Raw genomic sequence first — 19874 nt, forward strand, 5'->3', positions numbered from 1 at the left:
CTCACCGCCGTGCACAACTACCACATCCGTCGCGCCGACGGCACGACCGCCGCCGAGCGCTTTTTTGGCCGTGCCCACGAAACGTTGTTCACGCAGGCGCTCCAGCGCATGCCGTTGCCCCCACGACCCGCGCGACGACGACCTCGACCGCCCAAACCGCCCTATCTGATGCCGCTGGGGCGTAGGGGGTGGCCGGAACGATGATCAAGGCCGCCATAATGCCGGAGTCTCAATCCCTTTGATTTCAGGGCTGGTTACTGACTGCGCCTAGGTGATTGTAGCTTGTTTTTCAACGAGTTGGCAGGGGTGTTCGCAAGTTTTCAATGGACCTGTCGAGATGTCTCCCGGCAGGCCGTCGGTGAGCGTGTATCGCCCCAGTCCGAACACGGTTTCCTTGCCGACATGCAGCCATTCTCCGAGTTGCAGCAACGGGGCGAAAGGCGCGAGCGGACCTTCGAGCCGCCAGGTTCCGACTACCCCGCCGAGGCTCATCTTCTGCTGCTGTCGCGACGAATAGCGGGTCCAGTCGAGCCAACGGAGGTTCTTCTCCTCACGGATGCCGGTACAGGCAGCGCGGAGCGTCGCGAAGTCATCGACCAGAGCACTCGGTGAATAAAACTCGGCAAGCAGGTTGGCGCGCCGCGCCAGCGCCATCAGCAGTGTTCGTGCCTGTAGTCTGTCCGGTGGCAGGGCACGGCCGTTCTGCTGTAGGCGCAGGGGGGTTTCAAACCGGAGTGTGGCCGTGCTCGTCCGCGAATCGTCGGATTCGCCGACCAGCGCAATCCCCTGGTCATGCGTCGCAATCGTGCCGACTTCGGGGCGATGAATTTCCTGATCGCCGTGCTCACTGCAATGGACGATGCGGACGAGATCCGCCGTTCCGTCACCCGCACCGATGCCGCGTGCGAGGGCGCGCCGCCAGGTGAGGAGGATTAGCGGCAGTTCCTGCAACGCCCGCCCGATCAGCACCTGATGAAAAATCAGGGTCTCGCCCGCCGCCAGCACTCGACTTCCCCAGTCCGACGGCTCGATGATGTAGGGGGCGGGAATCTGTGAGAACTTCTGCAGGCGATGCGCCGGGGGAGGGGGCGGGGCGAAGATCGCCGGATACGGGCAGGTGGCGAGCAGCGGACAGCCGGCACACTCCTTCTGCCGGGTCATGCAGGCAAGCTGGCGCAGGGCGTGGCCGAAGGCGCCGCGCAACATCGATCCGGCGTAGTCAGGCAGGCGGATGGTCTGCCGCACCTTAAACTCGAAGCGGTAGCGGGCGACCGGGAAAGTGTTGGCGGCGTTCATGAGGCACGCAGCACCGAGAGCTTGAGCTTCTTGCGCTCATCCTTGAGGTCGACCCTGACGACCTTTGGCAGCCAATGCTCGATGGCGTCGGCGGCGGCCTGTCGCTCGGCCTGCGGCCAGGCGGCGGCGTCGCCGGCGAGCGCCTTCGCCTTGGCGTGGTCCTCGCCATTGGCGTTTACCAGTTTGCCGCGCAACTGCTCGGCGCGGGCGGCGAAGTCGCTCTTGAACGCCTCGATACGGCGCTGGTTTGCGGTCATCGAGGCAAGACCGCGCTGCCTTTCCTGCTCGGCCGCGGCTTCGGCACACTCGGCCGCGGCTCTGGCCTGCTTCTCGCGGGCGAGGTTGGCCGCGGCTTCGGCGCGCTGCGCCTGTTCTTCCCGGAGGCGAAGCAGGCGATCCTGATGTGCTTCGCGCAGGAGTCTGCTGCGCGCCCCGAGTTGCTGTTGCACGGCGTCCGAGAGGTGGCGGTGACGGTCGTCGCAGGCGTCGACCCAGATCCAGCCGAAAGGCAGCAGCCCGCTGTCGCCGGCTCGGGTGAGGCTGGCGTAGCGCTTTTCGGTGGTATTGGGGCGAAAGTCGAAAGTTTGCCTGCCGTTGACTCGCGGGCCGAGGATCTTGATGCTGCGCAGGCCGCCGAGGGTCACCGATTCGGCGCCCGAATGGTGGCCGACGCGCAGCAGGAAACCCTGCCGTGCCTGGATCAGTTCGCCAAGTTCTTCGCCGAGAAGGCGGGAGATCAACCGCGCCCAGTCACGGTCGAGCAGCGCGCCGAGCACCGGGTGCTGCAGTTCGGCTTCGAGCTGCGGGCGGTAGAAGCCGTTGCAGGCGTCGCAGAGGGCTTCCCAGCGAATCGTCGCGCCGGGGCCGAAGCGCAGCTCGCCGAGGAAGGACGCCGGTAGCGCTTCCGGGATCGTTTCGAGGAACACCTTGAGTTCCGGCGATGGCCGTTCGTCGTCGCGTGGCGGGCGCTTCTTCTTGCTGATCGCGTAGAGCACGCGCGTCGGTGGCGGCGTGCTGTCTTCCTCGGGGTGCGCGTCGGCGAGCGCCAGGTGTCGGAAAGGGTCGTTTTCGAACTTGCCGGCGGTGTAGCCGAGCAGACGCTGTTCGAGGCTGCGCGCGGCGCCTTTTTTGTCCTTCTCCTCGGCCGGAGTGAGTGGTGAATCGGCGTTCAGATGGTGCAGCCAGGCGGTGCGGATGCTGCCCTTGAGCGAGCTGCCGGGCAGATACGGGGTGCCGTCGAAAGGCCGGAAGGCGGTACGGGCGAACTGAAAGCTGTTGTAGGTGGCTTCGCCGCCGGGGTCGCGCTGCGTCGGCCGGCCGGCCTTTGTGGCGTATTCGCGAGCGAGCTCCCCGGCGACGGCCACCTGCTGCGTGGCGAGTTCGGCAAAGCGCGCGGCGCCATCGCGAAAGAAACGCTGGATGGCGCCGATCGGGTCGCGTTGGTCGGCCATCGCGGCGAGGCGCTTGCGCTCGCTGTCGCTCAGCGATTCGGCAAGGTCGGCCGGGTCGAGGACGTGCAGCAGGTCCTCGTGAATGACGAAGCCGCTCGGCTCATAGACTTCGCCGCAGCCGATGTGAACCGGCGAGAGGGTCGAGAGGGCCAGCGTGGTCACGGTGCGGACTCCAGAGCGAGGGGAGCAACGGGGGCATAGCCCTGTTGCACGGTGGCGGCTTCGGCCTTGGAGAGTCTGCCGGCGCCACCGAGACCCTGGCCGATGAAGGGACGGGCGGCAAAGCCGCTGGCCGGGACCAGTACGGCGCCGCTGGCGGCGAGCAGCACCGGCGTCTTGAACGGCCGGCCGGCGACCGCCAGGGTGTTGCCGTGGCGGCCGAAGCGGGTGAGCACGCGCCAGTAGCTTGACGTGCCGACGAAACCCTGGCCCTGCGGCGCGCACGGGGCGAGCGTCCAGTAGGCGTTGGCGCCAGCCGGGGCAGCAAAGGCCGTGGGTGCGATGCCTTCCAGCGTGAACTTGCCGAGGCCGACGCTGGCGTCGCGGCCGAAGCCGCTGCTGCCGATCGCCAAGAGCAGGCTTGCCGCCTCTGCCGCCGTGAGGCGTTCGCTATCGAGCACCAGGTAGAGATCGATGCGCTGTCCGGCGCTGTGGCAGGTCTGCGGCACGCTGTAGGGGGCAAAAGCGCCTTCTCCGGTGCCGCCGGTGAGGCGGTTGAGCGTGTTGTGCGCCTGCATGCTGCGCTGCGGCGCCTGACCGTAGGCCGTGGTGTCATCGACGGCGTTGGCGAGCTGGACGGCCAGACGCTCGCCGCTGCGCGCGGCGGCCAGCCAGCGCTGCCGTTTGGCGGCCTTGCGCTGTGCCGGATCATCCACGGTTGGGGAGAAATGCTGCGGCAGCGTCGGTCGCGGCAGGTAGCCCGCCGGGAAGCCATCAGAGACCACCAGCCAGGGACTTCCCTCGGTATAGCCTTGGAGGCGGCGGCGTAGTTCGGCCTCGCCGGCCGCTTCGCGCAGCGCCCAGCAGAGCTGGCCGAACAGCGTGTCGCCGGCGAGCGGTGTGCCGAGCGGGGTGTGTAGCGCCAGCGTGGCGCGATGGAGGGCATGCGGCATGCTTCAGGCGCCCGTCGGGAAAAGGGGGAGGGCGTCGAAAGCGGTCTGGATCTGGGTTCCGTCGAGTGCCAGCCCGCTCAGGGCCACCTTGCCGTAACCGCGCGAACCGGAACCGCCGAGACTGTCGGCGGTGAGCAGCTTCAGGCCGCGCAGCAGCAGCGGCAGCAGATCCTCGTCGTCGATGACCTTCAGCGTCAGCCGGAAATCGAACTCGGCACCGGCGATGACGCGCTCGGTGAAGCGCGGGTTTTCAGCGACGCCGGCGATGCGGTTGATCGAATTTTCGCTCTTGGCCTCGGTGCTGAGCAGGTTGCGCGCGCGGGCCTTGGCCAGCCACTCGGCATTGAGCAGGCAGTCCCAGAAGGCGATGCGGGTCGGTCCGATTTCATTGACCAGTCGGTCGACCTCGCCGCCAGGCGCGCCGCCGAACAGGCGCAGCAGATCGCGTGCTTCCCGGTTGTCGTGTGTGGCGAGGTGCTGGAACGAGAAGGGATGGCCGTTGCTGATGCTGACCAGGCCGAGCTGCCATTCGAGCAGCGAGCGGATCTTGCCTTTGAGCGATGATCCGGGGATGTACGGCTGGCCGTCGAGCGGATTCTTGACGACCGGGTTGTCGGTGCCGCCGATACGCATTTCGGTATCGCCAGCGCCGATGTGCAGGCCGGTCTTGAGGGTCAGTGTGGCGGTGAGCTGCTTGATCCGGGTGAGTTGCATTGTGTTTTTCTCCCTGGGGGTCAGGCGCGTAGCGCCTTGAGGAAACCGAGGACGGCTTCGAAGTGGAGGCGGAAGTGGTCGAGTGCCTTGGCGTTGGTGGTGGTCTTGAGGCAGTCACGGAACCACGAGACGAATTGTTCATCAACCAGTTGGCGCCCTTTGGCGTAGGCCACCTTGGCGTTGAGCATGCGGATGAAGGCCTCGTACTGGCGGAATTTCTCGTCGTCGCCGTTGATGCGTTCCTGCCAGCCGACGAGTTCGTCGTAGAAGCGGCGAATCTGTGTCGGCTTGTTGAGATGGCGGGCGGCCTGATCGAGTCGGGTGGCGACGTTCTCCGCTTCCTTGTTGAACAGTTCGGCGTCGGGTGGAATGGCAGCCAGATTGATGGGCATCGTGGGTTCTCCTTGGGGTCATTGTGCGGCAAGTGGGCGACAGAATCTGTTACGACAAGCTTGCGATGTGCGTTCTTCGATCACTCGCGCTGACGGTAGAGCAGGACCGATAGCGGCAGGCGGTAAGCTCCCTTGTAGGTGCCGAGCACGCCGCCGATTTCGCGAATGGCGTCGGCCAGCAACTGCTCGCGTCGATTGCGCGCGGTTTCATCGCCCTTGACACGGTCGCGGAAGAAGCGCGCCAGCCGGTAATGGAGCTGCGAGCGCCAGATGGCGTCTTTCGGGAGGGTGCTTTCGGCACGGTCGGAGAGCTGCAGCAGGGCGTAGATGAGGCCGCTGGAAAAGCTTGCGCCGTGGCCGCCGGCGCGTGCCATGAGCGCTTCGAGCGCGGTCCGGCGCTGTTCCATCAGGGTTTGCCACTCGGTCCACGAGACGCTGCGCTGCCAGAGCGTGACGGCGTTCTTGCCAGGACGGTTTTTGGCTGCTGCCAGGGCCTCTTCGGCGTTGCGAGCGAGCTGGCGGATCGGAGTTTTCGGGGGATTCATCGAGAGACCCGCCGAGAAGGTGATCTGTGGGTTGGCGACGTAGGCCGCAAATCTCTCGCGTAGCGTTGTGGCCAGTGCGAGCGTCGAATCCCAGGGGCCGATCAGAAAGAAGTCGTCGCCGCCGGCGAAGACGGTATAGGTGTTGCGGTAGCGGGCGATACCGTATTCGTCACGACCGTGTTCGCAGAACCACGGTAGCCAGAGTGCGAAGAAGGCATTGACCTGGCGCGACAGCGAGGCCATCTTGGCGAAGGTCGGTTTTTCAAGGCCTTTCTGGAAGATCTCGCCGAGATTGTCGATGTCGCCCTTGATCGTCACCAGCGCGATTTCGCCTTGCCAGCGGTCGCCGCCGGTTGCCTGGCGGTCTTCGCAGGCGATCAGGTTCAGCGTCTTGATCGCCGCGCTTTGCGGCTCCGCCTCGACTTCCCAGCGGCCGTATTTGCCGGCGGTCTGCGCGTCGCCGGCGTCGAAGCGCGGCACGTAGCTATTGACGAAGCGCCGCGCGTAGCCACGCCAGAGCGTGCCGTCGGCTTCGGCGGCGTCGAAGTCCCAGACGCGCAGCAGCGTACCGTTGCGGGCCAGTTCGCCGTACTTGCCGGATTCCTCGGCGCTGGGGACGATCGCCAGACGGTAGCCGAAATAGTCGAGGCCGAGATAGTCGAGGCCGAGCACCGGTAGCGATTCGGCCACGCGGGCGACGAGCAGGCGGGCTTGCCGGGTCAGTTTTTCGCCGATGCGGATCTGGTCGTCGGCGAGCAGCGATAGCGCATAGCCGCGATTCGCCGAAGACACGGGGTCGGCCGGGTGGCGGCCGTTGATCTCGCAGACACCGAGCGTGTTGTCGAAGCGGTCGAGAAAATCGTCGAAGGTGCTGGTCGCGTCGGCGGCGCAGAGGTCAAAACGCTGATGCTTGGCGGTGTCGAGCGCGGCGAACAGGCGTTTGGTGAGTTCACCGAAGCGGTCAGCGGTAAAGTCGTTGCATGAGGCCGGCGTGCTGGCGAGGCCGACGCCGATCTCGCCGTAGGTGTGCTTCAGGCACCAGTCGTTGAGTTCCCGGCGGCAGCGCGCAATGGCGGCATGCGCGTCGGCGGTGTTCGGGGCGACGATCAGGAACTTGCCGGCGGCGTTGATGATCTGCGACGTTGACGGCAATTGCAGTGCTTCGAGCAGCTTGAGGGCTGCGCATTCGGCGAGCAGCGAGACCTGGAACGAGCGGCCGCGCAGCAGTTTGTGCGCGTGCTTCTGCGTTGCGCCGCCTTCGGCGAAGATGAAGTCCTGGATGCCGAAGAAGTCGCCCAGGACGAGCAGGATCTTTGCTTCGCTCCAGCCCTCGCGAACGGCGCGCGCGTCCTCGCTTCCCTGCTCGTGATGCCAGCGCCAGAGTGCCGTGGCCAGGGCGGCGGTGGCCTTGCTGTGATCGTAGAGCGAGACCTCGGGCTTGACGCCGAAAGCGGTGGCCGACGGGATGGCGTGCGTCATGGTCAGCCACAGACTGTCGAAATGGTCCAGCCAAAGCGGTAGCAAACCCAGATGCGCCTTCGGGATTTTCCGGATGCCGCTGAGCAGCGCTTCCCACAAGGCGAGGTACTCGGCGCGGGCACTGGCGTTGTCGTGCGGTGTGCACGCGGCGGTGGCTTGCGGGAAGATGCTGGCCGGCGAAAGCGCTTGCAGCGGGTAGCGCCATTCGAGCTTGCCTTCCTCGATGCTGGCCTGGCCGATCTGTTCGAAGAGCGTCAGCAGGCGGGCACGATAATGGTTCTCGCGCTCCTTGCTGTGGTTGTACTTGACGTCGAACTCGTCGCGTTCGAAGCCGGAAGCGACGCGATCCGCGGTAGCCACGATCCATTGCAGGAAAGTGTCCGGCCGGTGGTGCGCGCTGGCGGCGTTGACCGCCGAGTCGGTGGCGTTGCCCTCGGCCGCCGTCGAAAAAGGCCGACAGTCGCGGCGCAGGTCGGGGAAGTGACCGGTTTCTTCGAGAGCATCCCAGGCCAGGCCGGTATACGCGGCGTGGATGTGGCTGTGCCAGCCGGCACGTGGGTTGCTGCCTTCCTGGTGCCAGGGGCAGTACAGCGTCTTGTGGGCGTCGAGCCGGCCGTGATGCTCGATTCCGGCGCGTTCGGCGAGTTTGCCGACGTCGTGCATGAAGGCGGCCAGCGCGACGCGGGTAGACGGTTCGAGGAGGTTCATGGGGTTATTGTCTCCGGGTTACGGCTTGAAGAGTTTGTTGCGCAGCGCCTTGAGCGTGGTGTGCAGGCGGCCTTCGTCGTCGAGGGTACGGGCTTCCTGCTCGGCACGCGGTCGGACGCCATGCGCGAGAGAATTGCGCAGGTATTCCAGCTTGGCGACCTCGGGTTGCTGCGCGCGCGCACTGGCGTAATTTTTCTTGCGCAGTTCGAAGTCGGTGGGGTCGTCACTGCACTGGTTGCAAGCACGCGTGACGAAAGCTTCGTACATGAAGGTGGCGGCGCGCAGGTAATCGCCGCGTTCGCGGTAGGCGTCGGCGAGCGACAGTTCCCAGTCGTCGCGCTTGCCGCGGCGAAACCAGCTGATGCGTTTCGTCAGCGTGTCCCTGAACAGGCTGCCGAGCGCCCCGACATGGGCTTCGACCGCAGAAAAGGCACTGTTCAGCGTTTCGCGCGCACGCACGGGATTGCTCGTTCTCTCGAAGTAGGCAGCACGTGTCAGCAGGCGGGTTTGCCCTTCATCCATCCCGTCTGCCGCGAGCAGCGGTGCGAAAACGCCATAGTCTCCGTCCTTCTCGTAAGTGGCGAGCGCGTCGACCCAGTCGAGCATCTGCAGCAGGCCGCCGAGCGTGAGCACCGGCGTCTCGCCATCGGGCGTCGTCATTTCGAGGGCACCGTAATAGAGTTGCTCGACCTTGACGCCGACGACGCGGGAAAGGTAGCGCGCAGCCACCAGTGCGAGCATCGGCAGGTGACGAAAACCGTGTGTGACGTCGAGGAAAAGGCTCTCTCCGGGCTGCACGATACTGGCGAGCAGGTGGAGGATCTCGGCCTGCTCGGCGGCGTCGCGGGCGTAGGGGATGAGCAGACAATCGACGGGTATGCCGAGCTGCTGCTCGAGTTTCCGGCGTGGCAGTTCGAGCATGTCACGCGTGACCTCGCCGGCCTCGACGGCGGCCATCAGCTGCAGCGTGGCATCGTCGTCGCCTCCGGGTGGGAAGAAGACATCCCACATGCTGCCGGCGGTGCCGACGAGAACGAGGCGATCGGGCTTCAGGTATTCGGTCAGGGCCATGCCGAAGAAAGCGACACGGCGGGAGAAGCCGGCGTCGAAGCGGTAGGTCGCGGTGCGGTAGCCGGTCTGCGGGTCTGCTTTGCCCTTGCCGAGAAAGCTGATGAGAGTGATGATGGTCATGCTCCGGGAAGAATGTTGCTGATGGTGGCACCGATCTGCTGTGGCGCCTGGAAGGTGTCGTAACTCACCGCCGCCGGCCGCAGGCCGAGGCTGTAGCGGCGCGGCCGGCTGCCGCCGTCGCTGATCAGGTAGGGCTCGGCCGCCGGGCCGAGTTCGCGCCTGAGAATCTTCTTGAGCTTCGAGAGGTGCGCCGAGAAATACTCGCCATCCATGCCTTTGCGCAGGGCACGCTCGGTTTCGTCGAGATCCTTCATTGGCCCGGCGATCCAGCGCAGTTCGACGAGATAGCGCTTCTTCCAGTCGGCATCGGCAAGTTCCTTGGCCGGCGCCGGCAACGGCGCTTCGCCGCGCAGCGCGCGCCGGGCGAAGACGCTGAGCAACGCGAGTTCGGCCGGCGGCAGCGCGAAGATCTTGCCGGCAGCACGCACGCGGCGCGCTTCGAGGTCGATCTGCAGTTCTGCCGGCGCCAGAGCGTGGCGCGCCGCTTCGACGGTTTCGTTGTAGCTCGCGCGACCGGTGAGCAGCGCTTCGGGAAGGCCGTGACGCAGGCTGACGAAGGGCAGTTCGGCGAGCGTGATCTGCGCTTGTGCGCTATCGACGAGTCGGCCGCCGGGCATTTCGAGAACGTGGCTGGCCGGCGTCGGGTAGTAGAAGCCGATGCTGGCCTCGAAGGGCTCGGAAACCAGGACATGCGACAGCTTGTCCTGCGGGCGGCCGTAGAGCGACAGCGCATAGCCGAGGAAGAAGCCCATCGTCTTGCGGCCGCCGGCGATCGAGACATGGAGCGCGCAATCCGGGTCGGCGGTGAACTCGCGGATGATGCCGGTGATGCCGTCGGCGGCGCGGCGGTTGTCTTCCGGCGAACGGATGTCTTCGAGCGGCTTGCCGTTGACGTCCTCGAGGACGTGGATGGTGTCGGCGCTGAAATGGATCGGCGGCAGCGCGTAGTCGCGGCTGAGACGGTGGAACCAGCCCGGTTCCTCCGAGAGCAACGCCAGGCGGGCTTTTTCGGCGCCGCTGCGCGTGCTGATCAGATGGATTTCGGTGGGAATGAACGGACTCGCTGTGGGCGCAACGGCCAGGGCGTAAAGGGTCTCGGTAACGATCTGCGGCGACAGGCCGGTGACGGCGATCAGGATGCGGCGAGGATATTCGTGGGGGTTTTCTCGGGCGTTGGGCATCGTCTTGTCTGAGCGGGTAGGGACAGACGGTGATTGTCCCTGTTTTTCTCCGGCAAGGACGGATGGCAAGCTTGCGGCTTGCGGTGGCCAGGCTGGGGGCTGGCCGGTTCGTGGCGATCGAACAGGACTGGCCGTGGCCAGCGATAGCGCGAATGCCGCAGCAGGGGCCCGCCTCGGGCGGCCTGCTGCAGGTGGTCAAGAAGCCAATGTGGCTCTTGAATGGCCAGGCTTTGATGGGTGGTTCATACGCCGTGCTGCCTGAACCAGGCCTGCAGGCGACGCCAGCCGTCGTCGGCCTCGGTCTTGCGGTAACTCGGCCGGTAATCGGCGTGGAAAGCGTGCGGCGCCTGGTCATAGACATGGATCGTCGAGGCCTTGCTGGCCGGATCGGCCGATTCGGCAAGGGCCTTGCGCATCTTCTCGACGCTGTCGAGCGGGATGCCCTGGTCGAGTCCGCCATAGAGCCCCAGCACCGGCGCGTACAGCTTGCCGGCGATGTCGAGCGGGTGCCGCGGGTTGAGTTCGCTGGGCACGCCGACGATCCGGCCATACCAGGCGACACCGGCCTTGAGCCGCGGATTGTGCGCCGCGTACAGCCAGGTGATGCGGCCGCCCCAGCAGAAACCGGTGATGCCGAGGCGGGCAGCATTGCCGCCATGCGCCACGGCCCAGGCCACGCAGGCGTCGAGGTCGGCCAGCACCTGCGCATCGGGCACCTTGCTGACCACCTTGCCGAGCAATTCCTCGATGTTGCTGTACTGGCGCGGGTCGCCCTGGCGTGCGTAGAGTTCGGGGGCGAGGGCGAGGTAGCCGAGCTTCGCCAGGCGGCGGCAGACGTCCTTGATGTACTCATGGACGCCGAAAATCTCCTGCACCACCAGGATGATCGGCCAGTTGCCGCCGCTCGCGGGCTGTGCGCGATACGCCGGCATTTCGCCATCGCCGGTCGTCACCTTGATCTCGCCGGCGCTGAGGCCGACGCTGTCGGTCGTGATCACCGTCTGTGCAACGACCGGCTGTACCGCCAGTGCGAAACCGGCACCGATGGCGCTGACCATGAACTGCCGGCGGTTGAAGGGAACGGCAGGAAGCAGACTGTCGAAATCGCTGTAGTCACGCATGGCTTTTCTCCTCTGATCGATGTGGATTTTGTGTATCATGCCACGATCTGGAGCCCTCGGACCAGACAGACAATGATCCATTCACCAGGAGCTTGTTACCGAGCCATGAACCCGCCGATCAGTCGTTTCCCCGTTCCCGAACTCGATCAACTGCCGGAGGACATGCGTCAACGCATCCTCGAGGTGCAGGAAAAATCCGGTTTCATCCCCAATGTCTTCCTCACCCTGGCGCACCGCCCCGACGAGTTCCGGGCCTTCTTCGCCTACCATGATGCGCTGATGGAGAAGCCGAGCGGTCTGAGCAAGGCCGAGCGCGAAATGATCGTCGTCGCCACCAGCGGCGCCAACCAATGTCAGTATTGCGTCGTCGCGCACGGTGCGATCCTGCGCCTGCGCGCCAGGAATCCGCTGATCGCCGACCAGGTCGCGGTCAACTACCGCAAGTCGGACCTGACGGCGCGGCAGCGCGCGATGCTTGATTTTGCGATGAAGACCGCGCTGCGTTCAGCCGAGATCGGCGAAGCCGATTTTGCCGTGCTGCGCGAGCAGGGCTTCTCGGATGACGACATCTGGGACATCGGCGCGATCGCCGCATTTTTCGCGATGTCGAACCGGCTGGCGAATCTGAGTTCGATGCGGCCGAACGACGAATTCTTCCTGCTCGGCCGTCTGCCGAAATCCTAGACCACCCAGGCGCTGCGCCGCCCGCCGGGGGCTCTCAGAGCCGCGTGGCGAGAATCCCGGTCAGCTCGGCATCGCTGAGCTCGATCGGATTGGTCTTCATGCTCGAGCCGCGGCTGGCGGCGACGATGCGCGGCAGATCGGCTTGGCCGATGCCGTAGGCCGACAGGCGGGGCAGCGCCAGTTCCTGCTCCCAGCGGCGCAGCGTGTCGACCAGAAAGCAGCGGGCGTCGGGGCCGTTGAGACCCTTCTGCATCGCGAAGCGACGGCCGACCTCGGCATACTTCGGCAGCGCCGGGTGGTCCGGTGCGCGGGCTTCCAGGGCGGCAATGTTGCCGGCGGTCGCGCTGGCCACCAGCGTGCCGCAGACGACTCCGTGCGGAATCGGGAAGAAGGCGCCGAGCGGGGAGGCCAGGCCATGTACCGAACCGAGCCCGGTCTGTGCCAGGCAGATCCCCGAGAGCAGCGAGGCGTAAGCCATTTGCGCGCGCGCCGCGGCGGACTGCTGCCGATGCAGCGCGGGCAGCGCCGCGCGTGCGGCCATGATTCCCGAGCGGGCCAGCGCATCGGTCAGCGGGTTGGCGCGTGTCGACACAAAGGATTCGAGGAGCTGCGTGAAGGCGTCGAGGCCGTCGGCAGCGATCAGTTCCGGCGGGCAGGTGGCCAGCAGATCCGGATCGACGATCGCCCATTCGGCGACCAGCCGGTCGTCGCGGAAGGATTTCTTGAAACGGCCGGGCACGCTCAACACGGCATTTTTCGTGGCCTCCGAGCCGGTACCGGCGGTGCTCGGCACGGCGATCAAGGGAATCGCCGGTCCCTGGTAGGGTCGTTCCGGGCCGACCCCTTCGAGATGCTCCATCACCGAATTGCCGGGCAGCAGCAGTCCGGCGATCGCTTTCGCCGCATCGAGCGCGCTGCCGCCGCCGATACCGACAACGCAGTCGAAGGGTCTTTTCCGCCAGGCGGCGACGGTTGCGTCGATCCACTCCGGCGACGGTTCGCCGGATACCCGCACCTGTTCGCAGGACAGCCCGCGCTGCGCAAGTTGCGCGAACAGCCTTTCGCCCGCGCCGGATTCATCCAGGGAGCGCAGGCCGGTGACGAGCAGAAGATTGTGGCCGTAGCCGGCGGCGATGTCCGGCAAGCGGGCCAGGGCGCCGCTGCCGAATTCGATGCGTGGCAGGCGGGCGATCGCGAAGCCCGGGATCGCCGGGAGAGCCGGGAAGGCGTCGCTCATGCGGGAAACAGCCCGTTCATCGGCTCACCCCGCCGTGGTTCGGCCATCATGTCGGCGACTGCCGTTCGCCAGGCGAGATAATGCGCCGTTTCCTTGTGCGCGGCTGCGTCGGCGGCCGAGGCATAGGCCTCGTAGAGGATGAAGCGCGCCGGATCGTCGGGCGCCTGCAGGACATCGAAGCGCCGGTTGCCCGCTTCGCAGACCGAGGCTTCGTGGTTGGCGCGCGTGGCGGCAATGAAGGCGTCGACCGACTCTGGCCGGACGCGCACATGGACGAGTGTGACCTGCATGGTAGCCTCCCGAATATGAACCGGGCTCATTGTACCGTACGCTCGGAGCGTCGAATGCGTCAGCGGGAGGGATAGCCGCCATGACCATCACATCGGGCACGGCCTGGTTCGGCCGTGGTCATCCCTGATTTTCGGGACGGGTCCGTTCCGGCTGCGTCCGTGTCGACCGGACGGGCGAGGCGGGCGAAAACGCGATCACTTCCCGCAGCGAGTCGCCGCCGACGGCGAGCATGATCAGGCGGTCAAGTCCGAGCGCGACGCCGCTGCAATCGGGCAGGCCGGATGCCAGCGCCGCCAGGAGTGACTCGTCGATGGGGATGGCTGGCAGGCCCAGCGCCTCGCGTTCGCGCAGGTCGGCGGCAAAGCGTGCGCGCTGTTCGTCGGCGTCGAGCAGCTCGTGATAGCCGTTGGCCAGTTCGACCCCGCGGTGATAAAGCTCGAAACGCGATGCCACGACCTGGCCTTCGTCGTCCAGACGCAGGCGGGCGAGGGCGGCCTGCGAGGGCGGATAGTCAACCACAAAACTCAGCGTGTCGATGCCGAGGGTCGGTTCGATGACCTGGCTCATCAACAATTCAAGCCAGGTGTCGCGGTCGGCCTCGTCGAAGGCCAGGTCGATATGTCGTCTCGCGACGGCACGCAGCTGATCGATGCTGCAACTCAGGGGGTCGAGGCCGAGCCGGGTGCGGAACAGGTCGCGATAGCGGTGGCGCACGCAGCGCGTTTCACCAAGCGCGAGGCAGGCAACGGCGGCAACATCGTCGATGAGCTGATCTGGGGTGAAGCCGACGCGATACCACTCGAGCATCGTGAACTCGGGGTGATGCCGGCGCCCCATTTCATCGGCGCGGAACACGCGGGCGATCTGGTAGATCGAGCCACTGCCCGCAGCCAGCAGGCGCTTCATCGCGTATTCGGGCGAGGTCTGCAGATAACCGTGGCCAGGCAGCTGCATGCTGTGCAGGTGCGGATCGGTCACCGTGGTCGGGCAGAGTTGCGGTGTTTCCACTTCGAGGACCTGCGCTGCCGCAAAGTAGGCTCGAATCCGCGCCAGGATCTGCGCGCGACGGCGCAGGTTTTCGAGGGGGGCGCCGGGTCGCCAGTCCTCGGTTGACATCGGCGTCAGTGGAGGGCTGTTTACGCCTTCACGCGCGACACATATTCACCCGAGCGCGTATCGCATCGGATGATTTCGCCCTGGTTGACGAACAGCGGCACCTTGACCGTCGCACCGGTGGACAAACGCGCCGGTTTGGTGCCGCCGGTGGCGGTGTCGCCACGGACACCGGGCTCGGTTTCGACGACTTCCAGTTCGACGAAGTTGAGCGGGGTGACGGCCAGCGGGGTGCCGTTGTACAGCGTCACGGTGCACAGGTCCTGTTCCTTGAGCCAGAGTGCGGCGTCACCGACGGTGCTGTTGCTGGCCTGATGCTGCTCGAAGTTTTCCGGTTCCATGAAATGGTGGAAATCGCCGTCGTTGTAGAGGTATTGCATTTCGCAGTCAAAGACGTCGGCGCTTTCCAGCGAATCGCCGGATTTGAAAGTCTTTTCCGAGACGCGGTTGGTTTTCAGATTGCGCAGTTTGACACGGTTGAAGGCCTGACCCTTGCCGGGTTTGACGAATTCGTTTTCGAGGATCATGCAGGGGTCACCGTCCAGCATGACCTTCAAACCCGATTTAAATTCGTTGGTAGAATAGCTCGCCATTGCATCCCTCGTGAGATCGTCGATAAATATGAAGGGCGCCATGATAGCGCGAAGCCTCGCCAAATGGCAGGGCGAGGATGCACAGGCCGAGACCTGGCAAGGGGCGCTGCGGACGGTGATCCGCGATGGCGACGAGTTGTTGAAGCTGCTCGGCCTTTCTCCGCAGGCGCTGGCCATCGACCGTCGTCAGGCCTTCTCCCTGCGGGTACCGCGCGCTTTCGTCGCGCGCATGCGGCCAGCGACGCCCGACGATCCACTGCTCAGGCAGGTGCTGCCGCTGCTCGCCGAAAGCACACCGCAACCCGGCTTTGGCTGCGACCCACTGGCGGAGGCCGAAGCCAACAAGGTTCCGGGGCTGATCCACAAGTTCCATGGACGCGTGCTGCTGATCGTGACCGGACATTGCGGCATCCATTGCCGCTATTGTTTCCGCCGCCACTTTCCCTATGCGGCAAGACAGGCGTCGCGGGCGGACTGGTCGCAGGCCTTCGACTACATCCGCCGCGATGCCTCGATCAGCGAAGTGATCCTGTCGGGTGGCGATCCGCTGGCGGTGGCGGATCGCCATTTGCAGTGGATGGTCGGCCAGATCGAGGCGATCCCGCAGGTCAGCCGTCTGCGCATTCACAGCCGCCTGCCGGTGGTGATCCCACAACGCATCACCCCCGCGCTGCTCAGCCTGCTGACCGATACCCGCCTGCAGGTGAGCCTGGTGCTGCATGTCAATCATGCGCAGGAACTCGATGACTCGGTGGCCGCCGCACTCAAACCCTTGCGCCATGCCGGGATCGCGCTGCTCAACCAGACCGTGCTGCTGGCGGGCATCAATGACGACGTGGAGGTGCTCGCGGATCTGTCGGAGCGCCTGTTCGCCATCGGCGTCCTGCCTTATTACCTGCATCTGCTCGATCACGTGCAAGGTGCCGCGCATTTCGAGGTCGCCGAGCAAAGCGTGCGTGCCCTGCACGAAGCCTTGCTCGCGCGTTTGCCGGGCTACCTCGTGCCGCGCTTCGTGCGCGAGGTCGCGTACGCGGCGTCGAAGATTCCGGTGGGTTCGGTCGCGCCTTGAGGGCGCGATTTTTCGTCGGGACGTTCTTACAGGAGGATCAAGCCATGCGTGCTCATCCGATCGTTCAGTCATTGGCCTGGGCTGCTCTGCTTGGCACCGCACTGCCCTTGCCGGCAGCGGAGACTCTGCCGCTGTTGCTGGCTGAAACCGAGCAAGGTCAGGCCGATGTCGCGCTCTACCTGGTCAGCGAGAAGCTCGACGGTGTGCGCGCTTTCTGGGACGGGCAGGCGCTGCGCACGCGCAACGGCCATAGGATCCAGGTGCCGTCCTGGTTTGTCGCCCGATTTCCGGCGCAGCCGCTCGACGGAGAGTTATGGATGGGCCGCGGCGAGTTCGAGCGGCTCTCCGGCATCGTCCGTCGGCAAACGCCGGATGACTCGCAGTGGCAGCAGGTGCGCTATCTGGTTTTCGAATTGCCGCAGTCGCCCGGCACCTTTCGCCAACGGGCGCTGGCCCTGCGCGAGCTGACCGCCAGACTGGCGCTGCCCTGGTTGCAGGCAGTGGAACAATGGGAGTTCGGCTCTCGCGAGGCGCTTGACAAGAAGCTCGAACAGATTGTCCGGGCCGGTGGCGAGGGACTGATGCTGCACCGTGCGGATGCCGCGTACGTCACCGGGCGCAGCGATGTCCTGCTCAAGCTGAAAGCGTGGCACGATGCCGAGGCGACGGTGATCGGCCATCAGCCCGGCCGCGGCAAGTATGCCGGAATGCTGGGCGCCCTGCGTGTACGGACCGCTGGCGGGGTCGAGTTCATGCTCGGGACGGGTCTCAGCGACGCAGACCGTCGCCAGCCGCCCCCGGTCGGCACCTTGATTACCTTCCGTTATCGCGAACTGACCGCTCGTGGGCTGCCCAGATTCGCCAGTTACCATCGTCCGCGCGACGATCTATAACCGTGAACCCGTCGGGATTGGGAGCGAGATGCAGGATGGCTTCGGCGACCGAGCGACCGAGCGCATGCGCGGCTTCTGGAGATTGACGCCGGACAAACGGCGATTGCCGCTCGGTCGCTTCGATGATGGAGTCGAGCACACTTCAGGGTCAGCGCTCCGGCTCCGAAATGCCCCTTGAACACCGTTACGGATCTTTCACCCCATCGCCGCCGCCGCTCTAATAATGTCAATTACTTAGCTCATTTATAGGCATGTATCGTAGGCAGACTGATCGACGAGACGAGCCACGCCGTGGCTTCTGTCGGCACGCCAGCGGGGGCGGCCAACTTCCTCGGCAAAAAGCTGCTAGAATCCGCCTCGTGCGGGGGCGAAACTCGGCTTCATGCCGTGTGAGCCGCCGGCCTCGGCTGGCGGATCCTATACCTCCCACTCCTCATTCCGACACTTCCTGGCCTACGATCAGGGGGCGTCTCTTGTTGTATAACACGCCCTTGCGGCGGCCCTCGATGTGGTCCAGGTCCTCGATCTCGACCACCTTGTCCCAGACCAGTTCGATGTAGCGCGACTCGCCGCGTTCGTAATGACGCTGCAGAGCCCACAAGAAGTAGTCCACCGCCTGCAGCCCGGCCTTCTGCGGCGGCGTGCTGGCGACGATGGCCACCGCGGCCGAGCGACGAATGCCGTACTGGCTCTCAAAGCGGGTCTCGGCCTTCTCGATGGCCGAGCGAAAGGCATGGGTGCGCGACTTGTTGCCACGGGTTGCAAAGCAGATCTCCAGCCGGTCGGTCAGCGGGTGGTAGCGGCGGAACAGTTCCTCGACCAGCGTGTCGTACAGCTCGTCGCCGCGGTAGCGATAGCCGGCCTCGCGGTCGTTGCGCTGGCGCACGTAGTCGAGCAGCGCCGCCTTGTGGCGCACCACACCATAGAAACGCAGGTCGAAACGCATCAGCACCCTGAACACCTCGCGCCGCACTTCGGGCACATCGTCCTTGGCGTGAAAGGCGCGTGCCGTCTTGCCCCGCTCGGCCTGCATCGACGGTACGCGCTTGAAGTACGGGTCAGCCAGGAGGTCGGCGCGCAATTGCGCCAATGCGGCGTGCAGCGCGGCCGGGTCCTCGACATCCAGCTTGCCGAGGATGAAGGTCTTCGAGCAGCCCTCCTGCCCGACCAAGATGCGGCCCTTGGCGTCGAACAGCGTCGGATCGCCGGCCTCGTCGACAAAGAAGTGCAGCGTGCTGGGCGGGTCCGGCGGGTTCATGCCGTGGCGGTGGCCTGGAAGGCTCCGGGCCAACCCCCATGCGCGTCGATCACGCGGTCGATCTCGGCCATCAGGCGGATGGTCTCCGACAGCGCGACAACGATCTTCTGGTAGTGGGCGATGTCATCTTGGCTCAGCGTTCGGCCCTTGCGGTCCTTGAGCCACTTTTCGCAGACTTGGTAACCGCCGATGTGGAAGTTCCACACGTCTTCGGGGACGCCTTGGAAGCCGGTGGTCTGGGCCTTGTCTAGCCACACGGTGTTGCGCGACCAGGAGATCTTCTCGACCTCGGGATGGCGGCTGCCAATAAACGCTGTGTTGGGGTGGGCTACCTTGGTCGACTTTAGCAAGTGCAAAGCAATGAGCTGGTGTCCAAGGTGTGCCAACGTCGCTGCCAAATCGGAACTCGAAGTAATCGGGATTCGAAGATAGTCGCGCTTTATCAATGCGTTGAACCTAGATCTGAAGGTTGGTGAGTGCCCTACTCCGTAGACATAGTCAAACATCCTTCTCGCATCCGCCTCCCCATCGACATGCCAGTTAAGTCGCGAGCGAAATAGTTGCACCGCAGCTTCCGAGACATTTACAACAGAACATCCGGCCTGATCAGAATCGTCAGCCAAGAAAAGAGGATATGCGCGAGCCTCACCTGAGTACGATGCCAATGCGCGCTTCTCAACTAGGCCATCCGCGACGAAAAGCTCAGACCATGGCGCTGATGGATTGCTTTGTCGCGTTATTACCAGAGCAAGATTTGGTCTAAGCATATGCCGCAAGATTTCCCTTCGATCCCTCGCGAGGAAGTCACCGCTATAGAAGAGTGACTTAACGTCGAAGGGGCGATAAAGGCATCTTGAAATGGAATCTACCCAATCAGGATCACGCTTAAGCGCGACAATTGCCCTACTGAGCTTCCACTCCGGGATGTCTCTAACTCCGTAGAGCTCCCGAATCTCGTTCATCCCAACGCTTCCATCCCTAAACGATTGAAATCTAGTTCGCAATTCGGCGACTGTCGCTGCGAACACGAGCTCATCACGCTTTGTTTGAACGCCGGTGACGCCAGCGGCAAAGATACCTGGCACCGGGAGACCCAGTTCATACTCTTCCTCGAGCTCGTCGACGCTTGGAACCAAGAGAAAGCGCGGGGCCGACGGCACGACTGAATCCCAGCGAGGCTTGGCGCCCGAGAGAAGCTCTTCGTACTTCTTTTGCCGTAGCCCCCAAAGATCGCAGTAGCGAACATCAGCGGGTGCATCTGCGCCACTGAGGGGCGACACGGCAACGCTTATTCCAACCCCTTGAAGAATATCAAAGACATTCTCGTCGGGGGACCCGTCCGGACAGACTTCGCCCTCGCGCAAGTTTCCATGGAGATTCACAATTCTCATCACCGGGAATTGTCTGAGCAACTCCTGCCGCATTCTTCTTTGAGTAATTCCATCCAGATGCGTGTTATTTGTTATCATCCCCAGAATGGTGGGTCGACCGCTTGTCGACAGGATATGCTGTGATAGTCTGAAGAACTTAGGACGCAAGCAAATAT

The 19874-nt window shown here is 64.7% G+C and carries 19 protein-coding genes; 4 read left to right on the forward strand and 15 right to left on the reverse strand.

The genetic code is table 11. The features are described 5' to 3' along the window. A partial coding sequence (locus AW06_RS21015) for a DUF6399 domain-containing protein (RefSeq protein WP_273704801.1) occupies positions 1-204 on the forward strand: 204 nt, incomplete at its 5' end. A gap of 63 nt (positions 205-267) precedes the next feature. On the opposite strand, the gene cas6 is transcribed toward AW06_RS21015, so the two are convergent. The 9 genes from cas6 to AW06_RS16250 all read right to left on the reverse strand — a co-directional run bounded on the left by cas6 (position 268) and on the right by AW06_RS16250 (position 11190). Continuing rightward, positions 268-1296, reverse strand: a complete 1029-nt coding sequence (gene cas6 / locus AW06_RS16210) for a CRISPR system precrRNA processing endoribonuclease RAMP protein Cas6 (RefSeq protein ID WP_273704802.1) — start codon at positions 1294-1296, stop codon at positions 268-270. Then, the gene (gene csm5 / locus AW06_RS16215) at positions 1293-2909 is read right to left on the reverse strand and encodes a type III-A CRISPR-associated RAMP protein Csm5 (protein ID WP_034952109.1); all 1617 of its coding nucleotides are present in this window, start codon (positions 2907-2909) and stop codon (positions 1293-1295) included. Before csm5 ends, cas6 begins: the two co-directional genes overlap by 4 nt. Next, positions 2906-3859, reverse strand: a complete 954-nt coding sequence (locus AW06_RS16220; RefSeq protein WP_034952111.1) for a hypothetical protein — start codon at positions 3857-3859, stop codon at positions 2906-2908. The genes csm5 and AW06_RS16220 overlap by 4 nt, the downstream gene beginning before the upstream one ends. Before the next feature lie 3 nt (positions 3860-3862). After that, positions 3863-4573 carry a type III-A CRISPR-associated RAMP protein Csm3 gene (csm3, locus tag AW06_RS16225; protein ID WP_034952113.1) on the reverse strand — a complete coding sequence of 237 codons (711 nt, stop codon included), beginning with the start codon at positions 4571-4573 and terminating at the stop codon, positions 3863-3865. Between the two features lie 20 nt (positions 4574-4593). Beyond that, positions 4594-4965, reverse strand: coding sequence for a type III-A CRISPR-associated protein Csm2 (gene csm2, locus AW06_RS16230; protein ID WP_034952114.1), 372 nt, complete (start codon positions 4963-4965; stop codon positions 4594-4596). Positions 4966-5045: 80 nt separating this feature from the next. Continuing rightward, positions 5046-7697, reverse strand: a complete 2652-nt coding sequence (cas10, locus tag AW06_RS16235; RefSeq protein WP_034952118.1) for a type III-A CRISPR-associated protein Cas10/Csm1 — start codon at positions 7695-7697, stop codon at positions 5046-5048. 18 nt (positions 7698-7715) lie between these two features. Then, entirely contained in the window at positions 7716-8888 is a 1173-nt protein-coding gene (gene csx2 / locus AW06_RS16240) for a TIGR02221 family CRISPR-associated protein (RefSeq protein WP_273704803.1), read from the reverse strand. Further along, positions 8885-10069 carry a CRISPR-associated ring nuclease Csm6 gene (gene csm6 / locus AW06_RS16245; RefSeq protein ID WP_273704804.1) on the reverse strand — a complete coding sequence of 395 codons (1185 nt, stop codon included), beginning with the start codon at positions 10067-10069 and terminating at the stop codon, positions 8885-8887. Before csm6 ends, csx2 begins: the two co-directional genes overlap by 4 nt. Before the next feature lie 242 nt (positions 10070-10311). Further along, positions 10312-11190, reverse strand: coding sequence for a dienelactone hydrolase family protein (locus AW06_RS16250; protein WP_034952122.1), 879 nt, complete (start codon positions 11188-11190; stop codon positions 10312-10314). 105 nt (positions 11191-11295) lie between these two features. On the opposite strand from AW06_RS16250, the gene AW06_RS16255 reads away from it, so the two are divergent. Further along, complete coding sequence (locus AW06_RS16255) at positions 11296-11874, forward strand: peroxidase-related enzyme (RefSeq protein WP_034952125.1); 579 nt, start codon at positions 11296-11298, stop codon at positions 11872-11874. Positions 11875-11908: 34 nt separating this feature from the next. Here AW06_RS16255 and AW06_RS16260 read toward each other — a convergent pair whose 3' ends face one another. From AW06_RS16260 to efp, 4 genes are all read right to left on the reverse strand, one after another. Beyond that, complete coding sequence (locus AW06_RS16260; protein WP_034952126.1) at positions 11909-13111, reverse strand: iron-containing alcohol dehydrogenase; 1203 nt, start codon at positions 13109-13111, stop codon at positions 11909-11911. Beyond that, the gene (locus AW06_RS16265) at positions 13108-13401 is read right to left on the reverse strand and encodes an antibiotic biosynthesis monooxygenase (protein ID WP_034952128.1); all 294 of its coding nucleotides are present in this window, start codon (positions 13399-13401) and stop codon (positions 13108-13110) included. The genes AW06_RS16260 and AW06_RS16265 overlap by 4 nt, the downstream gene beginning before the upstream one ends. Before the next feature lie 118 nt (positions 13402-13519). Then, positions 13520-14518, reverse strand: coding sequence for an EF-P lysine aminoacylase EpmA (gene epmA, locus AW06_RS16270; RefSeq protein WP_273704805.1), 999 nt, complete (start codon positions 14516-14518; stop codon positions 13520-13522). 20 nt (positions 14519-14538) lie between these two features. Next, on the reverse strand, positions 14539-15108 hold the full coding sequence (efp, locus tag AW06_RS16275) for an elongation factor P (protein ID WP_034952129.1): 570 nt from the start codon (positions 15106-15108) through the stop codon (positions 14539-14541). 40 nt (positions 15109-15148) lie between these two features. Between efp and epmB the strand changes: the two genes are divergently transcribed. Both epmB and AW06_RS16285 read left to right on the forward strand, forming a co-directional pair. Further along, complete coding sequence (gene epmB / locus AW06_RS16280; RefSeq protein ID WP_034952130.1) at positions 15149-16177, forward strand: EF-P beta-lysylation protein EpmB; 1029 nt, start codon at positions 15149-15151, stop codon at positions 16175-16177. A 44-nt stretch (positions 16178-16221) separates the two neighbouring features. Further along, a complete protein-coding gene (locus AW06_RS16285; RefSeq protein WP_034952132.1) occupies positions 16222-17070 on the forward strand; it encodes a DNA ligase in 849 nt (282 codons plus the stop codon). A gap of 433 nt (positions 17071-17503) precedes the next feature. On the opposite strand, the gene AW06_RS16290 is transcribed toward AW06_RS16285, so the two are convergent. Further along, a complete protein-coding gene (locus AW06_RS16290) occupies positions 17504-18328 on the reverse strand; it encodes a DUF3800 domain-containing protein (protein ID WP_273704806.1) in 825 nt (274 codons plus the stop codon). Then, positions 18325-19874: type ISP restriction/modification enzyme (locus AW06_RS16295; RefSeq protein WP_337958802.1), on the reverse strand; the 1550-nt coding region annotated here is incomplete at its 5' end. The genes AW06_RS16295 and AW06_RS16290, both read right to left, overlap by 4 nt.

It is taken from the genome of Candidatus Accumulibacter cognatus (assembly GCF_000584975.1).
Lineage (GTDB): Bacteria > Pseudomonadota > Gammaproteobacteria > Burkholderiales > Rhodocyclaceae > Accumulibacter > Accumulibacter cognatus.

Bases quoted from the DNA above. Each gene is read 5' to 3' on its own strand.
- AW06_RS16265 (WP_034952128.1), bottom strand. From the start codon at position 13,401: ATGCAGGTCACACTCGTCCATGTGCGCGTCCGGCCAGAGTCGGTCGAC.
- AW06_RS16260 (WP_034952126.1), bottom strand. From the start codon at position 13,111: ATGAGCGACGCCTTCCCGGCTCTCCCGGCGATCCCGGGCTTCGCGATC.
- cas10 (WP_034952118.1), bottom strand. From the start codon at position 7,697: ATGAACCTCCTCGAACCGTCTACCCGCGTCGCGCTGGCCGCCTTCATG.
- AW06_RS16255 (WP_034952125.1), top strand. From the start codon at position 11,296: ATGAACCCGCCGATCAGTCGTTTCCCCGTTCCCGAACTCGATCAACTG.
- AW06_RS16290 (WP_273704806.1), bottom strand. From the start codon at position 18,328: ATGAACCCGCCGGACCCGCCCAGCACGCTGCACTTCTTTGTCGACGAG.
- cas6 (WP_273704802.1), bottom strand. From the start codon at position 1,296: ATGAACGCCGCCAACACTTTCCCGGTCGCCCGCTACCGCTTCGAGTTT.
- AW06_RS16220 (WP_034952111.1), bottom strand. From the start codon at position 3,859: ATGCCGCATGCCCTCCATCGCGCCACGCTGGCGCTACACACCCCGCTC.
- csm2 (WP_034952114.1), bottom strand. From the start codon at position 4,965: ATGCCCATCAATCTGGCTGCCATTCCACCCGACGCCGAACTGTTCAAC.
- efp (WP_034952129.1), bottom strand. From the start codon at position 15,108: ATGGCGAGCTATTCTACCAACGAATTTAAATCGGGTTTGAAGGTCATG.
- AW06_RS16250 (WP_034952122.1), bottom strand. From the start codon at position 11,190: ATGCGTGACTACAGCGATTTCGACAGTCTGCTTCCTGCCGTTCCCTTC.
- epmA (WP_273704805.1), bottom strand. From the start codon at position 14,518: ATGTCAACCGAGGACTGGCGACCCGGCGCCCCCCTCGAAAACCTGCGC.
- csm6 (WP_273704804.1), bottom strand. From the start codon at position 10,069: ATGCCCAACGCCCGAGAAAACCCCCACGAATATCCTCGCCGCATCCTG.
- csx2 (WP_273704803.1), bottom strand. From the start codon at position 8,888: ATGACCATCATCACTCTCATCAGCTTTCTCGGCAAGGGCAAAGCAGAC.
- epmB (WP_034952130.1), top strand. From the start codon at position 15,149: ATGATAGCGCGAAGCCTCGCCAAATGGCAGGGCGAGGATGCACAGGCC.
- AW06_RS16285 (WP_034952132.1), top strand. From the start codon at position 16,222: ATGCGTGCTCATCCGATCGTTCAGTCATTGGCCTGGGCTGCTCTGCTT.
- csm3 (WP_034952113.1), bottom strand. From the start codon at position 4,573: ATGCAACTCACCCGGATCAAGCAGCTCACCGCCACACTGACCCTCAAG.